The 19379-nt window shown below is 40.8% G+C and carries 13 protein-coding genes and 4 pseudogenes; 10 read left to right on the top strand and 7 right to left on the bottom strand.

Annotated elements, in window-relative coordinates; genetic code table 11:
- Positions 1-60: 60 nt before the first annotated feature.
- From HUK62_RS10595 to HUK62_RS10585, 3 genes and pseudogenes are all read right to left on the bottom strand, one after another.
- A pseudogene (locus HUK62_RS10595) lies at positions 61-1526 on the bottom strand (sensor domain-containing diguanylate cyclase).
- A gap of 96 nt (positions 1527-1622) precedes the next feature.
- Entirely contained in the window at positions 1623-2369 is a 747-nt protein-coding gene (locus HUK62_RS10590; RefSeq protein ID WP_176537513.1) for an IS5-like element ISAba31 family transposase, read from the bottom strand.
- A gap of 781 nt (positions 2370-3150) precedes the next feature.
- Positions 3151-3942, bottom strand: a complete 792-nt coding sequence (locus HUK62_RS10585; RefSeq protein WP_058869426.1) for a hypothetical protein — start codon at positions 3940-3942, stop codon at positions 3151-3153.
- A gap of 175 nt (positions 3943-4117) precedes the next feature.
- Between HUK62_RS10585 and uvrB the strand changes: the two genes are divergently transcribed.
- The 6 genes and pseudogenes from uvrB (at position 4118) to HUK62_RS10555 (ending at position 11386) form a co-directional block, all read left to right on the top strand.
- Positions 4118-6139 carry an excinuclease ABC subunit UvrB gene (uvrB, locus tag HUK62_RS10580; RefSeq protein ID WP_176537825.1) on the top strand — a complete coding sequence of 674 codons (2022 nt, stop codon included), beginning with the start codon at positions 4118-4120 and terminating at the stop codon, positions 6137-6139.
- A gap of 103 nt (positions 6140-6242) precedes the next feature.
- Entirely contained in the window at positions 6243-6827 is a 585-nt protein-coding gene (locus tag HUK62_RS10575) for a lipocalin family protein (RefSeq protein WP_176537824.1), read from the top strand.
- A gap of 147 nt (positions 6828-6974) precedes the next feature.
- A complete protein-coding gene (gene rarD / locus HUK62_RS10570; RefSeq protein ID WP_176537823.1) occupies positions 6975-7910 on the top strand; it encodes an EamA family transporter RarD in 936 nt (311 codons plus the stop codon).
- Between the two features lie 322 nt (positions 7911-8232).
- Complete coding sequence (locus tag HUK62_RS10565; RefSeq protein WP_176537822.1) at positions 8233-9690, top strand: glyceraldehyde-3-phosphate dehydrogenase; 1458 nt, start codon at positions 8233-8235, stop codon at positions 9688-9690.
- Between the two features lie 291 nt (positions 9691-9981).
- Positions 9982-10698, top strand: a complete 717-nt coding sequence (locus tag HUK62_RS10560; RefSeq protein ID WP_176537821.1) for an MFS transporter — start codon at positions 9982-9984, stop codon at positions 10696-10698.
- An 8-nt stretch (positions 10699-10706) separates the two neighbouring features.
- Positions 10707-11386 (top strand): annotated as a pseudogene (locus tag HUK62_RS10555) (hypothetical protein).
- 52 nt (positions 11387-11438) lie between these two features.
- On the opposite strand, the gene HUK62_RS10550 reads toward HUK62_RS10555, so the two are convergent.
- A complete protein-coding gene (locus HUK62_RS10550; protein ID WP_176537820.1) occupies positions 11439-12290 on the bottom strand; it encodes an SDR family oxidoreductase in 852 nt (283 codons plus the stop codon).
- A 112-nt stretch (positions 12291-12402) separates the two neighbouring features.
- Here HUK62_RS10550 and HUK62_RS10545 point away from each other — a divergent pair, with 112 nt between their 5' ends.
- The 3 genes from HUK62_RS10545 (at position 12403) to proB (ending at position 15561) form a co-directional block, all read left to right on the top strand.
- A complete protein-coding gene (locus HUK62_RS10545; protein WP_004980366.1) occupies positions 12403-12783 on the top strand; it encodes a helix-turn-helix domain-containing protein in 381 nt (126 codons plus the stop codon).
- A gap of 403 nt (positions 12784-13186) precedes the next feature.
- Positions 13187-14401: an Obg family GTPase CgtA gene (gene cgtA / locus HUK62_RS10540; protein WP_176537819.1), complete on the top strand. Its 1215-nt coding sequence runs from the start codon at positions 13187-13189 to the stop codon at positions 14399-14401.
- 26 nt (positions 14402-14427) lie between these two features.
- Positions 14428-15561, top strand: coding sequence for a glutamate 5-kinase (gene proB / locus HUK62_RS10535; RefSeq protein WP_005399671.1), 1134 nt, complete (start codon positions 14428-14430; stop codon positions 15559-15561).
- A gap of 57 nt (positions 15562-15618) precedes the next feature.
- Here the strand turns inward: proB and HUK62_RS10530 are convergent, their stop codons facing one another.
- Both HUK62_RS10530 and HUK62_RS10525 read right to left on the bottom strand, forming a co-directional pair.
- Entirely contained in the window at positions 15619-16215 is a 597-nt protein-coding gene (locus tag HUK62_RS10530) for a phosphatase PAP2 family protein (RefSeq protein ID WP_176537818.1), read from the bottom strand.
- Positions 16216-16343: 128 nt separating this feature from the next.
- Positions 16344-17132: pseudogene (locus HUK62_RS10525) on the bottom strand (TonB-dependent receptor); the annotation flags it as partial.
- 59 nt (positions 17133-17191) lie between these two features.
- On the opposite strand from HUK62_RS10525, the gene HUK62_RS10520 reads away from it, so the two are divergent.
- Entirely contained in the window at positions 17192-17893 is a 702-nt protein-coding gene (locus tag HUK62_RS10520) for an IS1 family transposase (protein WP_176537817.1), read from the top strand.
- Between the two features lie 26 nt (positions 17894-17919).
- Here HUK62_RS10520 and HUK62_RS10515 read toward each other — a convergent pair.
- Positions 17920-19257, bottom strand: a pseudogene (locus tag HUK62_RS10515) (TonB-dependent receptor plug domain-containing protein); the annotation flags it as partial.
- Between the last annotated feature and the right edge of the window lie 122 nt (positions 19258-19379).

Genomic DNA, 19379 nt, shown 5'->3' with positions numbered 1-19379 from the left:
ACTTATTTCAGGACGGGACACGCCATTGATATAAAAAAGCGCCCTGTTTAGGGCGCTTTTTTATTGATCATTCGCTGGGTTGTAATTGCTAACCCGTCGATCATTTTCTGCATAGTAGGTTTTTTTGTGTTCATACATCGCAGTGTCGGCACGTTTAAGCATATCTTCAACCCGCTCATTTGGCTGGCTGGTAGCAGTGCCAACCGACACACTAATAGGTTGATGATTATTAAATTGGTTATCCACCATTAAAAGTTCATGCAAAATTTCAATACAGTGGTTCAATGCGGCTTCATCGGCGGCAGGTAATAGCACCACAAATTCATCTCCACCGATCCTTGAAGCAGAGTATTGGGTATTTTCAATTAACTGATTCAGGGTATTCCCCATACGGCGTAATAAGCTATCGCCTTGATCATGACCAAGGTTGTCATTGATAGCTTTTAAGCCATTCATATCTAGGAAAATACAAGACACAGGGCGTAGGTTATTGCGCTCAAGTCGATTAATTTCGGTGCTGTAGAAAGAGCGGTTATAAAGTTTGGTTAAGACATCATGTTTGCCTAAGTACTCAAGATAATTCTCGGCTTTTTTACGTGCAGTAATATCGGTGAGCGCCAGTTGAACCATACCCCAATCGTCTTCGAAGCCTGGAAACACGGCAAAATGTAACAGCACATGGCGAATACTGCCATCGAGCGCGTAGTTGACCGCTTCGCAGTTATGTTGAATATTGCCATCCCACAGTTCGAGCAACTGATGTCGAAAGGTCTGTTGGGTTTCGTTCTGAAAGACTTTATGCAAATTTTTAAGTAAATGGTCTTTGTCACGTGCAGCAAACAGATCGAGTGTGGCTTGGTTGACATCGGTAACCATGATGTCTCTGAGACATTCATTAATAAAGTCATTGTGGACATCAAGAAAGGTTTTAAAGTCACTGATCCCCAAACGACGTAAATGATCTAAACGTGCTTTGACTCGGCTAAAGTCCTCAACCCAAAGCGAAGTAGGCGAGTATTGAAAACGTGCCTCAGCAATTAAACGACTTTTTTTTCTAAACGTTGTGCATTGGCATAAGGCGTGATGTCTTCTGTGGTGATCAGAACCAACGAAAGATCGTGTTCATGACCAGGAAGTACTGTCCCTCGCAGGCGAATGTCAAGGCGATGACCTGTAAGCGTATAGTTTACAGCAGTATTTTCAAATAAGGTCTCACCATTCCAAAGCGCGACCAGCTCATTTAAATGAGTGCTTGACATATCTGCTTTAAAAATTTGCGCAAGGTTTGCGGTTAAGTCTTCAAAATTTTGGGCTTCAAATTGTTTTAAGGTTTGCGGGTTGACATGCAGGACTTTAATTTTATGCGCACAACTTAAAATACGTGATTTGTCTTCCAACAGAAAAGACGCAATATCTTCAACACCTTCACTCCGCCAAAGATCGAATTGTTTTTGTACTTCGCTAAAGTCTTCTAACCACATGGCAATGGGAGATAATTCAAAAATAGGAGAGTCCAATAATTGCATTTATATCTCGTTTTTATGTTGGAATTTAAAGCAGTATAAGCCTTAAAAAAACTTTTTAAAGTAGGGTCTGTTGACATTTACTGTTCATAATTAACCCTATAAAGGTAGCCATAAAAATATACAGGCTAAAGCAACAGAACTTTGATAATTTCTTTTGAGCTTGTCATATCGAGTAGCTATTCCTCTAAATTGCTTTAATCTACAAAACATATTTTCAACTAAATGCCTGATTTTATATAAATACCAGTCCATATGGTCATTGTTAGATTGGCTATTCGTTTTCTTTGGTATATTCGCTTTAGTCCCTGTTTTCCTGATCTGTTCACGCAGTGGTTCTGAATCATAGCCTTTATCTGCGCATACCACTTTTGTCTCTTTTAAATCTAATGTTGATATTAAATCAGGTGCAACTTTAACATCATGTGTGGTTCCATCGGTAATTATGAAATCAATAGGATTGCCATGTGCATCAACAATCAAATGTATTTTTGAGGAGTTTCCTCCTACACTTTTAGAAATAGATTGATTCGCTATGCCAGCAGAATGTTGATGAGCACGTACATGAGAGCCATCAATAAAAATCCACTCCATATCGGGGCATGAGGCTAGCAATTTGAATAATCTAAGTAACTTACCGCTGCTTGACCAACGATTAAAACGTTTGAAAATAGAGTTTGAATGACCAAAACAACAAGGAATATCTCGCCACGGACAGCCTGTTCTAATTCTATAGAGAATAGCTTCAATAAAATTGCGTAAATTTGAGTTGTGGTGAATGGATAAATTACGCAGAATAGCTTTCAACTTTTGCCAGTGTTGATCTGTCAGCATGGTACGAGGCATAGCGAATAGTAAAATTGGGTTTGGCGATTTGATTTTACTACTTCGCTATTTTTTAAGCTAAAAGTGTCAACACACCCTAATGTGATAAAAAAGTTATTTTAAATTTTTTTGTGATTTTATTGGAGTTCTTTACAGGCTAAAAGTGTTTAAGCCTAATGAATAATATGATTTAACGCCGATATAAAAAGTGTATTGCTTTAAAACCGTTGGTAGATTTGCATGAAATCTTGATTGCTTGTGGTTTAGCAAATAATGTGCAAGATGCACAGCCGAATAGTCTACGAATTTGCTGAGCCTAGAAAGTGCAAAACCATTAATGATGATGAAGGGGGCTCTCATGAATAAAATATTTAAGAGGAGGTTGTTCTTTTTCGGTTGTTCGTTCTTTGCCTTCTCGAAGAAAGATAAGCATACTATGACGACAAAGTAGACTGGGGATAGATTTATAAAATTAAAATACTGAAATTGAGGCAGTTGATAAAATGCAATCAGAATGACAACGGCAATAACCATACTGAAAAGTGCATGCTTGTTTCTTCTGGATTTTAGAGCTTTAAGCTGTCTATTTATTCTCATGATTTATTTAAATTTTTGAAAAGTATGATTATGATTCAGAGTGTAAGTGAACTTTTAAAAGTTAAAAAGGGAAAAGCAGGTACAGTACCGTCACATATTTTTTGTCGTAGTTGGCGATTGGAGGATATGTGAAGTGTTCAACAGCTCTATTATTTTTAACTAAAAAAGCCAATCTGATGGATTGGCTTTTTTGAGAAGATTGGATTTAACGTGAGGCTTTTCGCGCACGATGTTCGGGCTTCGGTGGTGCGATTTCTCGTGTGCCTTGCCAAACCTCAATGAAGTCTTGTTCATTGATATTATAAAGCTCCAACAGCGCTAGAATGGCACCACCAAAAAGCATGCGCCCCTCAGCGTTGGTCTCAAAATCAAATATTTTCCCAGACAGCGCATGTAAAATATCTTCAATTTCAAAAACACGATCGCGACCATTACTGTCGGTTGGATACATGCGTGTGTTGAGAATAATTTTGGCTAAACTTTTTTCATTATCGGTTAAGGCCAAATGCTGAATCAGCATGTCATCATTTTGAGTGCTGAAAATCACAGCATCGTTAAAAATAGTATGCAAAAATTTTTTACTTAGGCGTGGCAGAGTTCTTTCCACAAATGGGCGAAATGATGCGGGGAAAATAACATTATGAGAAATGCCTTTAAACATAGGAGCAATTTCTTCAACTTTATAACCCGCAATACCACAGCCGATAGAGGTTAGAAAGTAAGTCATTTTAGGGTGATTTTTAGTATAGATTTTAAAGTCATCAATATAGTGTTGAATTTGCGAGAGCGGCATTTGTTGTAAGTGTTCGTTCATGGTGGGAATGGCATAACTTTGCCCTGACCATCCACGTCCGACGCCTTTGATTGCGCCAAAGTGCTCAAGTGCAGTTCGGGCAGCGCCATCCGCATGTTGACCTGCCATGTTACTACCAAACACAAATACGGTATGTTCATCTAGGTTTTTGACGATGCTTTCGTCATGATATTGGTATGTCATAGGCTCTGATTTTTCGCTCTTCTTCACTTCATGTTGCCCTTGAAATACGGGGGGGTCAAGTGAAAAATCTTTGTAATATTTTCAGTAAATTACATTAAAAATCTAAAAGCAAGAATTGCTCTGGATTGAATCTGTTAAAATAGACGGTTGAAGAAGCAAATCTTGGGATATGTCTGTGAGTGAGAAACAACCTTTTGATTTAGTCACCAATTACCAACCCGCAGGTGATCAGCCGCAAGCCATCGAAAAGCTTGTTGCTGGAATAGAAAAGGGCTATCACGACCAGTTGTTACTTGGGGTTACCGGTTCTGGTAAAACCTACACCATGGCCAACGTGATTGCACGGACGCAACGTCCGACCATTGTCATGGCACATAATAAAACCTTAGCTGCACAGCTTTATGGTGAGTTCAAATCTTTCTTTCCGAACAATGCCGTCGAATATTTTGTCAGTTATTATGACTATTACCAACCTGAAGCCTACGTGCCATCTTCAGACACATTCATTGAAAAAGATTCTGCGATCAATGATCACATTGACCAAATGCGTTTATCTGCGACGCGTTCGCTCTTAGAGCGTCGCGATGCAATTATTGTTGCTTCAGTTTCTGCTATTTATGGTTTGGGTGACCCTAATGCTTATATGAGCATGTTGCTACATATTGTACAGGGCGATCGTATCGCACGTGATGACATCATTCGTCGTTTGGTGGAAATGCAATATAGCCGTAATGAGCTTGAGTTTTTACGTGGTACCTATCGTATCCGTGGGGAAATTATTGATATTTTCCCTGCTGAATCGGATCAGCATGCGATTCGAATCGAGTTATTTGATGATGAAGTCGATTCGATTCGTTGGTTCGATCCACTGACAGGCAAATTGGTACGTAAAGTTCCGCGTGTAACCATTTATCCAAAAAGTCACTATGTAACACCGAAAGATAATTTAGAGCGCGCCATCGGCACGATTCGTGAAGAGTTAAAAGAGCGTTTAGGTTTCTTTCGTGCACATGACAAATTGCTTGAAGCTCAGCGAATTGAGCAACGTACCCGTTATGATCTAGAAATGATGCAGCAGTTGGGCTATACCAACGGTATTGAAAACTATTCACGTCATTTGTCAGGTCGCCCTGCGGGTGAAGCGCCGCCAACCTTGTTTGATTATGTCCCTGATGATGCCTTGCTGATTATTGATGAGTCACACGTGACTGTGCCGCAAATTGGCGCGATGTATAAAGGTGACCGTTCGCGTAAAGAAAACTTGGTGAATTATGGTTTCCGTCTTCCTAGTGCTCTAGATAACCGCCCAATGCAGTTTGAAGAGTGGGAACGGATTACCCCAGCTACAATTTATGTCAGTGCCACACCAGCCAAATACGAGCTTGAAAAAGCCGAGCAAATAGCTGAGCAGGTGGTTCGTCCTACAGGGTTGATTGACCCCGAAATTGAAGTACGTCCGGTATTGACTCAAGTTGATGATGTCTTGTCTGAGATCAATATCCGTAAAGATCTAGATGAGCGTGTTTTGGTAACCACCTTAACCAAACGTATGGCAGAAGATTTAAGTTCGTACTTAAAAGAATATGGCGTCAAAGTTGCCTATCTGCACTCAGATATTGATACCGTTGAACGGGTGAAAATTATTCATGACTTACGTTCAGGTGTCTACGATGTTCTCGTCGGGATCAACTTACTACGTGAAGGCTTGGACATGCCTGAAGTATCTTTAGTGGCTATCTTGGATGCGGACAAAGAGGGTTTCTTGCGTTCTGAGCGCTCTTTGATTCAAACCATTGGTCGTGCAGCACGTAATGTAAAAGGCAAAGCGATTTTATATGGTGATCGGATTACCGATTCGATGCAAAAAGCCATCGATGAAACAGCCCGTCGTCGTGAAAAACAAATGGCCTTTAATGAACTGCATGGCATTATTCCGCGCAGCACCATCAGACAAAATAAAAAGGATATTGATACAGGCGAAGTGCTGACAGATGATCAAGTTGAAAGTGGTATTGCAGATCAACACCAAACGCTCAGTGCAGATGAGCAGCACTTGCTGTCCGATCCGAAACTTCTTGCCAAGCACTTAACCAAGCTGGAAAAAGAAATGTTAAAAGCTTCTAAAGAGCTACAGTTTGAGCAAGCTGCACGTCTGCGAGATGAAATTTTGCGCTTAAAAGCACAACTTCTAACCTAAGTTGCATTTACATAACGCTACAGTAATTTGGGCAGAAAGCATTATTTTTTAAAGAGATGTTCATTTTTAGATCATAAATTCTGAAATATTAAAGGTACAGTTTATGTCTGCAAATCTTCCAAAGGCGGGTTTTACGCTTGCCAAAATTGCTGTAGGTGGTGCTGTTTTAGTAGGGTTAGGCATGGCAACCATGGCTTATGCCCAGAGCAAACCCTTAGCTGTGGTGGATAAGGTTGAATTAGACCGTTATTTGGGTGTTTGGTACGAAATTGCACGTAAGCCCATGTACTTCCAAAATAAATGCGGAAGTAATGTCTCGGCTACTTATACCCTGAATGAAAATGGCAATGTGACAGTAGATAACCGCTGTTATGCCCAAGATGGTAAGCTGATGCAGTCCATAGGTGAAGCATTTGTACAAAACCCACCTTTTAACAGTAAGTTGAAAGTGAGTTTTTTACCTGAAGTGGTGCGTTGGTTACCTGTGGCACGAGGGAATTATTGGATTTTAAAAATTGATGATGACTATCAAACGGTTTTAATAGGTGAGCCACGACGTAAATATATGTGGGTACTTTCTCGCTCGCCGCAACCAGACCAAAAAGTCATTAATGAATACTTAGAATATGCAAAGTCAGTGGGTTATGACTTGAATGATCTGATTCATACCAAACAATTGCAAAAGTAAAATCTATTAAGCCTTGAAAGCCATGCTGAAGCATGGCTTTTTTAGTTTCATATACGTATTTTAAAACTTGAATAATAAAGCTTTATACAGGCGAACGCTTTATAATCGGCACCTATTAAAATCGCGTAAATCAATGTGGAGTGAAGGATGTATAAAGGTGTTGCACTATCGGTTTTAGCATCCGTCACTTTTGGGGTTTTGTATTTTTATACCTTTTTTTTAAAGCCCTTAGATAGTGAGCAAACTTTTGCTTGGCGTATGCTTTCGACCTTACCCTTTTTAACCGCATTCATGTGGTGGAGTGGCGATTTAAAACTCATTTCGGAGTTGTTTAAGCGTATCTTTAAAGAACCTTGGATGTTTGCTTGGTTATTGTTTAGTTCGGTTTTATGTACCACGCAGTTGTGGCTATTTTTATGGGGACCTATGAATGGTCGCGGCCTACAGGTGTCGCTTGGCTATTTTTTGCTGCCTTTGGTCATGGTGTTGGTTGGTTGCATCCTTTACAAGGAAAAACTATCCCGCTGGCAAATGGCTGCGGTAGCCCTTGCAGTGCTAGGGGTAGGACATGAAATTTGGCGTATTGGTAGCATGGCATGGGAAACAGTCTATATCGCTTTGGCTTATCCTTTGTATTTCTTCCTGCGCCGTGTTTGTAAAACGGATCATTTGGGTGGCTTCTGGTGGGATCTGTTTCTAATTTTACCTGTCGCGTTCTATTTGGGCTTTGTGCATGGCGATAGTTTGGCTTTGATACAACAGTTTCCACACCTGATTTTGGCGGTCATCGGACTGGGTTTCTTAAGTGCGATGGGACTTGGAAGTTATATACTTGCGAGTCGTTATTTACCTTTTGTGATCTTTGGTTTGCTGAGTTATTTGGAGCCTGTTTTATTAGCAGGAGCATCAGTTGCCATGGGGGAGCGTATAGAGGCAGGTGAGTGGTTTACTTATATTCCAATTTGGTTCGCAGTCTTATTGCTTATTATTGAAGGTGTGTTGCATTTATATAAGCAGCAACAAAATAAAAAACAGCTCGAACGAAATATTAAGAATTTTGAAAAACAGCAACATTCAGACTAATTTAATGATGTTCGGAGCTGTCATTGCGCTGGAATTTGGGCAATAAGCATGTTTCTTATTTGTTTCTTGGCCTTTAAGAATAGTTGACTGTTTGATAAAACATCATTTGCGTAACTGTTTATTTTTTATCTAAAAAATAATTTTTTAATTTTTATACTGTAAAATCATAAGACTAAATGCAATCATTTCTTAAATTAATAATGGATATACGACAAAAAACATCATGCATTTACAGCTTTCGATTCAAACTTGGCGCTAAATCCTTTACAATTGTTGGGTTTTAAAATTTACGCTTAGATTAAATTAATTAGAGGACGTATCTGTGAGCAAAGAGACTATCATCGCCCTACACGCAGAACACCAAGGTCGCTGGAAAAACCGTGAAGAAATCGCGGAACAAATGATCGCTTTGATCGGTCAGCTTTACCGTGAAAAAAATATTGTGGTTTCAGTGTTTGGACGTTCTTTAGTTAACCGTTCAGTTATCCAAATTTTAAAAGCGCACCGTTTCACTCGTATGATGGACGTTGAGCTTTCAGTTGTACACACGTTCCCAATTCTTGAAGCGTTGGCTAAAATTGAAAATATCGGTACTGCTGAAATTGATCTAGGCAAATTAGCCGTTGCTTTTAAAGAGCAAGGTGGCGATGTTGACGCATTTGTTGCAGCAGCTGTTAAATGTGTAGAAGGTCGTGCGACTTCAGTGGAAGGTCGTGACGTTGTCCTTTACGGTTTTGGTCGTATCGGCCGTATCCTTGCACGTTTAATGATTGGTCAGTCTGGTCTTGGCCGTGGTTTGAACCTAAAAGCGATTGTGGTTCGTAAGTCATCTGATGGTGATTTGGAAAAACGTGCGTCTTTATTACGCCGTGACTCAATCCATGGTCCATTCTCTGGTACGATTTCTGTTGATGAAGAAAATGAAGCAATCATTGCCAACGGTCAATTCATCAAAGTCATTTATGCGTCGAACCCAACTGAAGTTGATTATACTGATTATGGTATTAGCAATGCATTAGTGATTGACAACACAGGTAAATGGCGTGATGCGGAAGGTCTTGCTCAACACCTTAAGTGCCCAGGCGCTGCACGTGTGATCTTGACTGCACCTGGTAAAGGCGACATGAAGAACGTAGTTTTTGGTGTGAACCAAGCAGACATTCTTGATGAAGATACCATTATCTCTGCTGCAAGCTGTACAACCAACGCAATTACACCAACACTTAAAGTATTACATGACAAATACACAGTGTTGAATGGTCATGTTGAAACAGTTCACTCGTTCACAAACGACCAGAACTTAATCGATAACTACCATAAAGCAGACCGTCGTGGTCGTGCTGCAACGTTAAACATGGTAATTACTGAAACTGGTGCGGCTAAAGCAGTAGCTAAAGCACTTCCAGCACTTCAAGGTAAACTGACAGGTAACTCTGTACGTGTTCCAACACCAAACGTTTCACTTGCGATTTTGAACTTAACTTTAGATAAAGAAGTTGATCGTGATGAAGTGAACGAATACATTCGTAAAATTTCAATCAGCTCTAGCCTTCAAGGTCAGATCGGTTATACCAACTCGACTGAAGTTGTATCATCTGATTTTATCGGTTCGCGTACAGCAGGTGTATTTGATGCGCAAGCAACAATCACTTCGGGCAACCGTTTAACTGCATATGTTTGGTACGATAACGAAGTAGGTTATAGCTGCCAAGTTTTACGTATTGCAGAGCAAATGGGCGGCGTAAGCTATCCAAAAATTCCAGCTGAAACAAATGCATAATTTGTAATAGCGACTAAAAAGAGCCTCAATTGAGGCTCTTTTTTTTTGCGCTGCTGTTGTGGGGTGAGGCTGATCAGGTGCATTGGGGGTGACATAAGTATTCGCTTGAGTCCTAAGAATTGCCAATGTTTAATCCCTACTAATTTACTTAGAATAATCAAAATGTACTGTGTAAAATAGGACGATAAAAATTAAAGAGTCTGGTTGGTATACCGTCCCAAATGACTTTCTAAGCTGACAACCGGATGATATTTGTCAGATAAAAGAAAATAAAACAAAAGGAATTTGAATTTGCAAGTGAAGCATGTGCTAAGTGGATTGGCATTCATTGTGTTAGTATCTGTATGCGGTGTGCTTATCGCTATTTGGATTTTTAAACACTTTAATATTTATATTCCATTAGAAAATCAAAAAGTCAGTATTGATCTGCAAGAGCCTTTACAAGCTGAGGTTAAAATTCATGATGCCTTAGATGTGGATGTCACAGGGCGTGTCAATGCAGAAATTCCGATTCGTGAAAACCTGAATATTCCCCTAACCCAAACGCTGACTCCACGGGTGTATTTTGATAATCAGGTTCCGATTAAAACCACCATTCCAGTGCGTGAAACCTTGAAAATTAATCAGAGCATGTCTGTGGATACCAAGGTACAGGTGAAAGTCATGGGACGAGATGTGACTTTACCTTTAAAAGGAAATATTCCCATTCAGTTGGATGTGCCGATTCATATCGATGTGCCACTTGAGCAGCAAGTAGACCTCAAATTTGATGCGCCTGTGAAAACTGTACTGAAAGAAAATCTACAGATTCCAGTCAATACAGTGGTTAAGAGCAATATTCCCATACAGGGACATTTAAACGTTCCCATTAAAACAGCGTTGAAAGCGTTGGTGGATGTGCAAAATACATTACCAATTGAAATTAAGCAGGGTGAGTTGAAAATTCCACTCAATAGCTTGCAATTACTGCCTGAAAAACCTCTACCTCAAGAACACGTGAAGCCATAGGAGGGAGTATGTGGATATTCCAGTCTGCGAAGCGGTTGATACTGAGTTTTGTGTGCGTTGTAATTTTAGTGGGTGCGCTGTTTTGGTTGTACCTGAATATTCAAGCAGTATGCAAGTGTCTGCGAGTGAAGCCCAAATTCAACTGTCAGACGCCTTACCGACAAAAATCCAAGTGGGTAATTATTTAGAAACCCAATCCGTTGGGACTTTGGATACGCAACTGAAAATCGATCAGAAAATCAACCTACCTTTGACTGGGAAATATTTGGCAAATTTAGAGTTTGAAGTAGAACTACCCGTTTCAGTATCTTTTGATTATCAAACCGAGGTGCTCATTGATCAAAACATGCCGTTGGAGACAACTACGGATTTAATTTATCAAAATAAACTGTTGCCTAAGTTTCCACTCACTTTAGATATTCCGATTAAGCTGGCTGTGCCATTTCATTTAAAGCAAGACTATCACATCCCGATCAAAATTATGTTTAATGGCTTGGTCTATTTTGAGTTTGATGAGCAAGTGCATCTGCATGTGTTGCATCAGTTTGCGCCACAGTTAAATTTGAATGACCCAATGACTATGCGCAAAATAGCAAGCTTCAATGCCACTATGTACAACATAGAGCGAAGTACGACGGCGAACTTGGAGATGAATATGACTCTACCCGTGAAGAACATTCACCCATAAAAAACACCACCAATGATTGGTGGTGTTTGAATGTGAAGATTAAATGATTGGTTTAAAGTGCTGCTTTAATCGCATCTTGAATGCTGGTGGTCTTACGCCCAATCAATTGTTCTAGGTCTTTACTGTCGCAGTACATCGCGCCTTTGGCGGTTTGCACATCGGCATCCACAATCACATCAATCAAGTGTGCTGGGAGGCTGGCTTGAATTAAGCCTTGCGTGTATTCTTCCGCACTTAGGTTCTGATAAATAATGTCTTTATTTACAGCTTGGCCAATGAAAGTTGCAAGGTCTGAGAGGCTAAAACTTTCAGAACCTGCCAATTCATAGGTTTTATTCTCATGACCTGTTGAAGTTAAGACTTTGGCTGCAGCTTCAGCATAATCTATACGTGATGCTGAGCTAATTCGGCCATCTTGAGCTGCGCCAAAAAGCGTCCCAATTTCAATAGTGTGAGCAACACCTGCAAGGTAGTTTTCGCTATACCAGTTATTTCTTAAGAAGGTATAAGTGATTCCACTGTCTTGAATTAGTTTTTCGGTTTCACGGTGTTCTTGGGCTAAGCCGAGTGGGGACGTATCTGCACGAAGTAAGCTGGTATAAGCAAGATAAGGTACGCCTGCCACTTTCGCAGCATCAATCACTGCTTGGTGTTGAGGTGTACGGCGACCAATTTCATTGGCTGAAATCAGTAATAACTTATCTATTCCTAATAGAGCAGGAACTAATGTTTCAGGGCGGTCATAATCAAACTCACGCGGCTCAATACCTTGGACTTTGAAATGTTCAGCTTTATCAATTTTACGAACCAGCGCAACAATATTCTGGGCAGCGGTCAGCTGCAAAAGTTGCTCTATAACGAGGTTACCAAGTTGTCCTGTTGCACCTGTGATTGCAATTTTCATAATTCACCTATGTTGGTTGTTTTCTATACTTGATGATTGTATCTTAATCTGTTAACTTACTAAATGTAAGTACATACCAAAAAGTAAGTAATAAACCAAATGGAGAGAAATGATGCACACCTATGCGACAAGCAAATTGTTAGGTCAAGTTTTATCCACGGAGTGTCCGTCTCGTGAAATTTTGGAGCATCTTACGAGTAAATGGTCGGTACTGGTGTTGCGCTGTTTAAGTGATGGCGTACATCGTTTTAGTGAGCTCAAACAGCGTATAGAAGGAGTGAGTGAGAAAATGCTTTCTCAGACGCTCAAAACGCTTGAGCATGATGGCTTTATTCTACGGACGGTCTATCCTGTGGTGCCGCCCAAAGTAGAGTACCAATTGACGATCTTGGGTTCTCAAGCCGCTGAGAAAACCATGTATTTGATTGGTTGGATTGAAAAAAGTTTGCCTGAAATTCTAGAAAGCAAGGAGCGAGTAGCAGCTTTAAAATAAAAGATGACAAGTATTGTGGATTGGTTGTGAGAATCCTTAATTGCATTTTAAGAGTGAACTCCTCAGGCGTGCGGAAGTGGTTTAGAGCTGATTAGAATTTCAGCCTGTGAAAAAGTCTTGTTATCAAACAAGCTATTCTTTTAGTGCGCTATTTTGATGTGAAAATCCTTTTTGAAAGTAAAAGTTGAGGAGGATTGAATAAAATGAGTCGAAGAGCGATCTAACGACTAAATGGTCAGCACATTTAAATTAAAAAATGAATAAAATCAGGTGAAAAGTGTCGAAAAGTTAGATTTTGGTATTTTTGTGACTAAATTTCATGTTTCGCTGAATAATTCTATTCGAGAAATTTTGTAAAATATGGCAGAATATGCGGTTTTAAAGTATTTAGAGGATTGGCAGCATGCGCTTTGTTGATGAAGCAGTCATTACCGTAGAGGCTGGCGACGGTGGCAATGGCGTAGCCAGTTTTCGCCGTGAAAAATTCGTACCTTTTGGTGGTCCAGACGGTGGTGATGGTGGTCGTGGTGGTAGCGTATTTATCGAAGCTGATGATAATACTAGTACCCTTGTAGACTTCCGTTATACGCGCCGCTTCCGTGCGGAGCGAGCTAAAAATGGTCGTGGCGCGAACTGCGCAGGCCGTGGTGGTGAAGACACAGTATTAAAGGTTCCTGTAGGTACAACCATTGTTGATACTGACTCGGGTGACATTATTGGCGACTTGGTTGAAAGTGGTCAGCGTGTGCTTGTCGCAGCGGGTGGTGATGGCGGTTTGGGTAATACTCACTTCAAATCATCGACGAACCGTTCGCCACGTAAGTGTACCCATGGTTTTAAAGGCGAATTCCGTGAAATTCGCTTAGAGCTAAAAGTACTGGCCGATGTTGGCTTACTGGGTATGCCAAACGCAGGTAAATCGACGTTTATTCGTGCCGTATCAGCAGCAAAACCTAAGGTTGCAGACTATCCGTTTACTACGATGGTTCCAAACCTTGGTGTGGTCGATGCAGACAGTCATCGTTCATTTGTAATGGCGGATATTCCTGGCTTGATTGAAGGGGCTTCTGAAGGTGCGGGTCTGGGTATTCGTTTCTTAAAGCACTTGGCGCGTACGCGTATTTTGCTTCACATTGTGGATGTTCAGCCGATTGATGGTTCTGATCCTGCATACAATGCAAAAGCGATCTTGGGTGAATTAGAAAAATTCTCTCCGACACTTTCAAAGTTACCTATCGTTCTAGTGTTAAACAAAGTTGATCAACTTGAAGACGATACGCGTGATGAATGGTGTCAGCATATCTTAGATGAAATGCAGTGGGATGGCCCTGTATTTAAAACTTCAGGTTTGATGTCTGAAGGGACAAAACCAGTTGTATATTACCTGATGGATCAAATTGAGCAACAACGCGAACGTGAGCTTGAAGATCCTGACTATGCAGCAGAAGTGAAAGCATTCCGTGAGCAGCTTGAAGCTGAAACACGCGAACAAACGATTGCCGCTAAAGAAGCATATCGTGAAATGCGTCGCCAACAACGTCTTGCTGGCCTGTTGGCTGATGATGATGAAGACGATGATGAAGATGACGGCGAAATGGAAGTGTTTTACGTACGTTAAGCTCGTAATGAGTAACTGAGGACAAGATGATAGAAGTGGTAGATGGGCAACGTAAGCTCGAAGCTTGTAAACGAATCGTTGTTAAAATCGGATCATCTTTACTCACAGCAAATGGGCAAGGTTTAGATATAGATGCAATTTCGCATTGGGCGAAACAAATTGCAGATCTACACAATGCAGGACATGAGATTATTCTGGTGTCGTCAGGAGCTGTGGCTGAAGGTATGGTTCGTATGAAGCTAGACAGCCGACCCACCGATCTACCCAGTCTTCAGGCGTGTGCTGCGATTGGTCAAATGGGGCTTATTCATACGTGGTCAAGTGTGCTTGAAAAACATCACATTCAGACTGCGCAAGTGTTATTAACCCATGATGACTTGGCAGACCGTCGTCGTTATTTGAACTCATGTGACGCGTTACAGAACTTGATTGAATGGCATGTCATTCCTGTAATCAACGAGAATGACACGGTTTCGACCGATGAAATTCGCTTTGGTGACAATGACACACTGGCCGCGATGGTTGCAGGTCAAGTCCATGCAGATTTGTTAATTATTTTGACAGACCAGCAGGGGATGTTCGACTCAGACCCACGTTCAAATCCAGATGCAAAACTGTTCCATACCGTGCGTGCTCTAGATGAGAGTTTATTTGATATGGCTGGCGGTGGTGGTAAGTTTGGTCGTGGTGGGATGTTAACTAAAGTCCGTGCTGCACGCTTAGCTGCAAAGTCTGGCTGTCCAACGCTGATTGCCAGTGGTGAAAGCGACAATGTGCTTGCACGTTTGATGGATGGTGAAATGCTTGGGACATTGTTTATTACTGACAATGACCGCATTACTGCTCATCAACAGTGGTTAGCAGCTCACTTACAAACTGCGGGTCGTTTGGTGTTGGATGATGGTGCTGTCAAAGCGATTAAAGACAATCATCGTAGTTTACTTCCGGTTGGCGTGAAAGCTGTGGAAGGGCATTTTGAACGCGGTGACGTGGTTGAATGTGTTGATATACAAGGTGGTCGTGTTGCGGTCGGACGTGTCAACTTTAGTTCGCGCTCTGCGGAGCTGGTAAAGGGCTTGGCGTCAGATAAAGTTCATCAAGTCCTAGGTGAAGCCCGTTCACTTGAGATGATTCATCGAAACCACATGGCGATCTACTGATTTAAACGCATTAAAAAATCCCGCTTTCGAGCGGGATTTTTTGTTTTAAAGCAAAAGTTATTTGATATAGCCTTTTTGAATGAGGGGCTTAAATAAGTAAAAGTGAATGGTGAGTGCCCATTGCATGATTTTATCTTTATAGAGATTCCAAAGCTTTAATCCAAAGAAGTTTAAGGCAAAAGCCAATAGAAAAGCACCGAGCATATCTAAAGGGAAGTGTACACCAAGATAGACACGTGACCATGCAACCAGCCAAGCCATGACCAAGAGAGAAATTCCCAGTTTACGCTGTGCAGAGAAGAGATAAGAAAAAGCGATACTGCTAAAAATCAGCATATGGTCACTCGGGAAAGAGCCATTGGGTGCATGGTAAATGAGAGTGCGTCCGACCTCCATGACGAAAGGCCGTGGGTGATAATACACATGAGAAATACATTGGCTGATCAAAATGGCGATACTAGTAAAGATAAACGCCTTCAATATCTGTTTTTTAGTGTCGTAGTTACCACGTAGCCAAAACCAAGCAAACAGTAAAATCATGCAATAGAGCAGGTCATTGGCGATAAAAATGGCAAAATGAATACTGGTATTACTGGCTTCAGGGGAAGCATTAATCCATGAAAAAAGCGATAAATTAAGTTCTGAAAGAGTCATGAAAGCGGATTGTGTTTATCAAGTACGGAAGAGAGTCATAATTTTGTCATATTGTTAAAATAAAAAAGACCACAAAAATGTAGTCTTTTTTAACAGTTCAATATAGTTGAACGAATTGGCTTTAAGTTTTAGAAATCAAATGACGTTTGAAGGTAGAACGTACGTGGTTGCCCTACATATTTTCCGCCTGTTGAGTCAGTAGAACGTGTGAAATATTGTTTATCAAACACGTTTTTAACGCCACCCGCGATTTTTAAACCGTGGAATTGCTCACCAAAGTCATAGGCTGTACGCACGGCAAAAGTGGAATAACCAGGAATATCACCTAATTTTCCATCAGCCGATTCGTCAGTTTGATAGGTATCACCCGAACCTGGAGAATGCTGCTTAGATTGGGCAAACATATCTGCATTGACGCTCCATTGATTCACTTTATAGCCTAAACCAACATTTGCGGTGTGGCGTGAGTAGAACGGAAGATCTTTGTCTTCAAAGTCGCCTGCTTCAGCCACAGCTTTGGTGAAGGTGTAGTTGCTATAGAGTTTTAAGCCCTCAAGCGCATCGGTTAAATAGGCAAAGTCATAAGCCAGACCAAGTTCTACACCTTTGTGGCTGGTTGCGCCTAAGTCTGTCCAAATGCCATTGTTCTGGGCATCGCGTTCTAAAATTAACTCTTTTTTGAAGTCTAAATAAAACGCGGTTAATTCTGCATTTAGACCATTGCCTAAATATTTCGTCCCAATTTCATAGTTATTGGACTTTTCAGGATGTAAGCCATCAGTTGTGCTTTGCGCAACCCCACCTTCTAAACGTGCCAATTGGTTGTATTGCTGTGGGCCGAATGAAACGCCAGCATTGGCAAAAATGTTCCAATTGTCTGTCGCTTTATACATGACCGATAGGCTGGGTAAAAACTCGGTGGTGTATCAAAAAGTATGCTAAAAAAAAGCAGGTTGAATTTTGATAAAATAGAGAAATGCAAATAACTCTAGAAATCAAATGTCCAACCTGCCTCAGTGACAGTATAAAGAAAAATGGCATCAAAGTAGATGGGAAACAAAACTACCAATGCAAAGACTGCAAACGTCAGTTTATTGGTGACCATGCTCTGAGCTATCTAGGATGTAATTCTGGCATTACTCGTAAAATATTACAGTTAATGGTCAGAGGCAGCGGTATACGAGATATCGCTGAAGTTGATCGCATTAGTATCGGTAAAGTCTTCCGGACTTTAACTGAATCGGCCTATCAAATTCAGCCTAAACAAAGTCATTATGAATCTCTCGAAGTAGATGAATTCTGGACTTTTGTTGGAAATAAAAATAATAAACAATGGCTTATTTACGCCTACCATCGAGAAACAGGTGAGATTGTTGCTTATGTTTGGGGTAAGAGAGATTTAGCTACAGTCCAAAGGTTGAAGACAAAGCTTAAACAATTAGGTATTCACTACACCCGAATTGCAAGTGATCATTGGGACAGTTTCATCACTGCTTTTAAAAACTGCAAGCAAAGTATTGGTAAGTTGTTTACTGTAGGAATTGAAGGTAATAATTGCAAAATAAGGCATCGAATAAGGCGTGGTTTTAGAAGAAGTTGCAATTTCTCCAAAAAGCTTGAAAACCATTTTAAAGCCTTCGACTTAACCTTCTTTTACATCAATAATGGCTTCATTTAATGTCAGCATACTTTTTAAAACACCACCAAAAACTCATCTGAATCAATTTTGGGTGAAACGGTATTAACTGCTACGTCTTGGTTATAGGCAGTAAAATTGTTATGCGTTTCAATTGATTCAAAACGTAGTCCCGGTGTGATGACCCAGTTACCTAAATCGAAGCGGTTATCTGCATAAATTGCATGTGCTTTAGTGCCACCTTCACTCGTGGTACGTGCTTTAATTTCGGTCACAGGTGCATTCAATGCATATGTCGATGAGCGACCTGAGAACTCAGAACTATCTTCATTTAAATAACGATAGCCGATAGTGAATTCGCTATTTGAGTTACCTAATTGGTATGCACGAGACCAGCGCGGTTCAATGGCAAAAACTTTGTAGTCGCGTGGAGAGGTATCCATACGCGAAGTGGTCGCACTAACATCTGTCTCTAAGTCACTCGTGCGAAATGAGTCAATATAATAGGTCAGCAATTCAAAGTTATTTTTTTCATCTTGATGTGTATAACGGAATGACACATCTGAGCGACGACCAGAGAAATAATTACGTGACTTATTTGACTGATAAGGGTTTTGTGCATATTTTTCGGCAGTTAAGCCTTCAGGCATTTCACCATAACCTTCATAGTGATGTAGGTTTAAGGCAATCGCATCCGCATCTGTAATTTGATAGGCCGTTTTTAACATGACATCATCAATGTCAGTTTTATTATTGGCTTCACGGTAGCCATCACCTTTTGTGCCCGAATAAAGCAGAGCAAGGCCTAAACCATTATCTAAGGTACCGCCTACAAATAGGTTCGGGCTGTATTTAACTTGATCTGTACCCGAAGCATATTCGGTTGTTAGGCTGACATTAGCTGCAAACTCTTGAGGAATCGCGCGAGTTGCAAAATTAATGATACCGCCAACGTTCTGCGGCCCAAAACGTACAGAACCTGCTCCACGAACCACATCCACAGATTCAATATTGCCTAATGATACCGGTGCTAGAGAAAGCTGAGGTTGTCCATAAGGCGCAAATGATAGCGGAACACCATCAAGCAGTACAGTAGAACGAGGCGATAAACGAGAGGCTAAACCACGGACACCAATATTGAGTGAAACATCACTGCCACCAGTACCATTATTTTCTTGAACTTGAACACCAGGCACTTGCTTCAGGGCATCTTTAATTGAAGTCGCAGCAACTTCATCTAAGCGATTGCGATTAATAATCGTACGGGCGCCTGCATGCTTTTGCACTTTCTCTGCATTGGCATCTTCTAACCAGTTGCCTTGTGCTTCAAGTTTGATGGTCGGAAGCACATTGTTGCTCGTTGCTTCAGTGAGTTCTTCTGCTTGTGCATAGGTCAAGCAGCTCATAGAAAGCCCAATCGCAATACTGAGTTGTTTGGCTTTGAATAATCTGCGATCCTGCAGATGAAGACGTGATAAAATCATTCTTTTGTGCGCAATCCATAATAAATAGCGCGGCTATCATATGC

It is taken from the genome of Acinetobacter sp. NEB 394 (assembly GCF_013374795.1).
GTDB lineage: Bacteria > Pseudomonadota > Gammaproteobacteria > Pseudomonadales > Moraxellaceae > Acinetobacter > Acinetobacter johnsonii.
Note: the sequence above shows the minus strand (reverse complement) of the source record. Positions and strands in the feature narration are given on the sequence as shown.

Coding starts and splice junctions, on each gene's coding strand:
- HUK62_RS10590 (WP_176537513.1), bottom strand. CDS start 2,369: ATGCCTCGTACCATGCTGACAGATCAACACTGGCAAAAGTTGAAAGCT.
- HUK62_RS10585 (WP_058869426.1), bottom strand. CDS start 3,942: ATGACATACCAATATCATGACGAAAGCATCGTCAAAAACCTAGATGAA.
- HUK62_RS10575 (WP_176537824.1), top strand. CDS start 6,243: ATGTCTGCAAATCTTCCAAAGGCGGGTTTTACGCTTGCCAAAATTGCT.
- rarD (WP_176537823.1), top strand. CDS start 6,975: ATGTATAAAGGTGTTGCACTATCGGTTTTAGCATCCGTCACTTTTGGG.
- HUK62_RS10550 (WP_176537820.1), bottom strand. CDS start 12,290: ATGAAAATTGCAATCACAGGTGCAACAGGACAACTTGGTAACCTCGTT.
- HUK62_RS10545 (WP_004980366.1), top strand. CDS start 12,403: ATGCACACCTATGCGACAAGCAAATTGTTAGGTCAAGTTTTATCCACG.
- cgtA (WP_176537819.1), top strand. CDS start 13,187: ATGCGCTTTGTTGATGAAGCAGTCATTACCGTAGAGGCTGGCGACGGT.
- proB (WP_005399671.1), top strand. CDS start 14,428: ATGATAGAAGTGGTAGATGGGCAACGTAAGCTCGAAGCTTGTAAACGA.
- HUK62_RS10530 (WP_176537818.1), bottom strand. CDS start 16,215: ATGACTCTTTCAGAACTTAATTTATCGCTTTTTTCATGGATTAATGCT.
- HUK62_RS10520 (WP_176537817.1), top strand. CDS start 17,192: ATGCAAATAACTCTAGAAATCAAATGTCCAACCTGCCTCAGTGACAGT.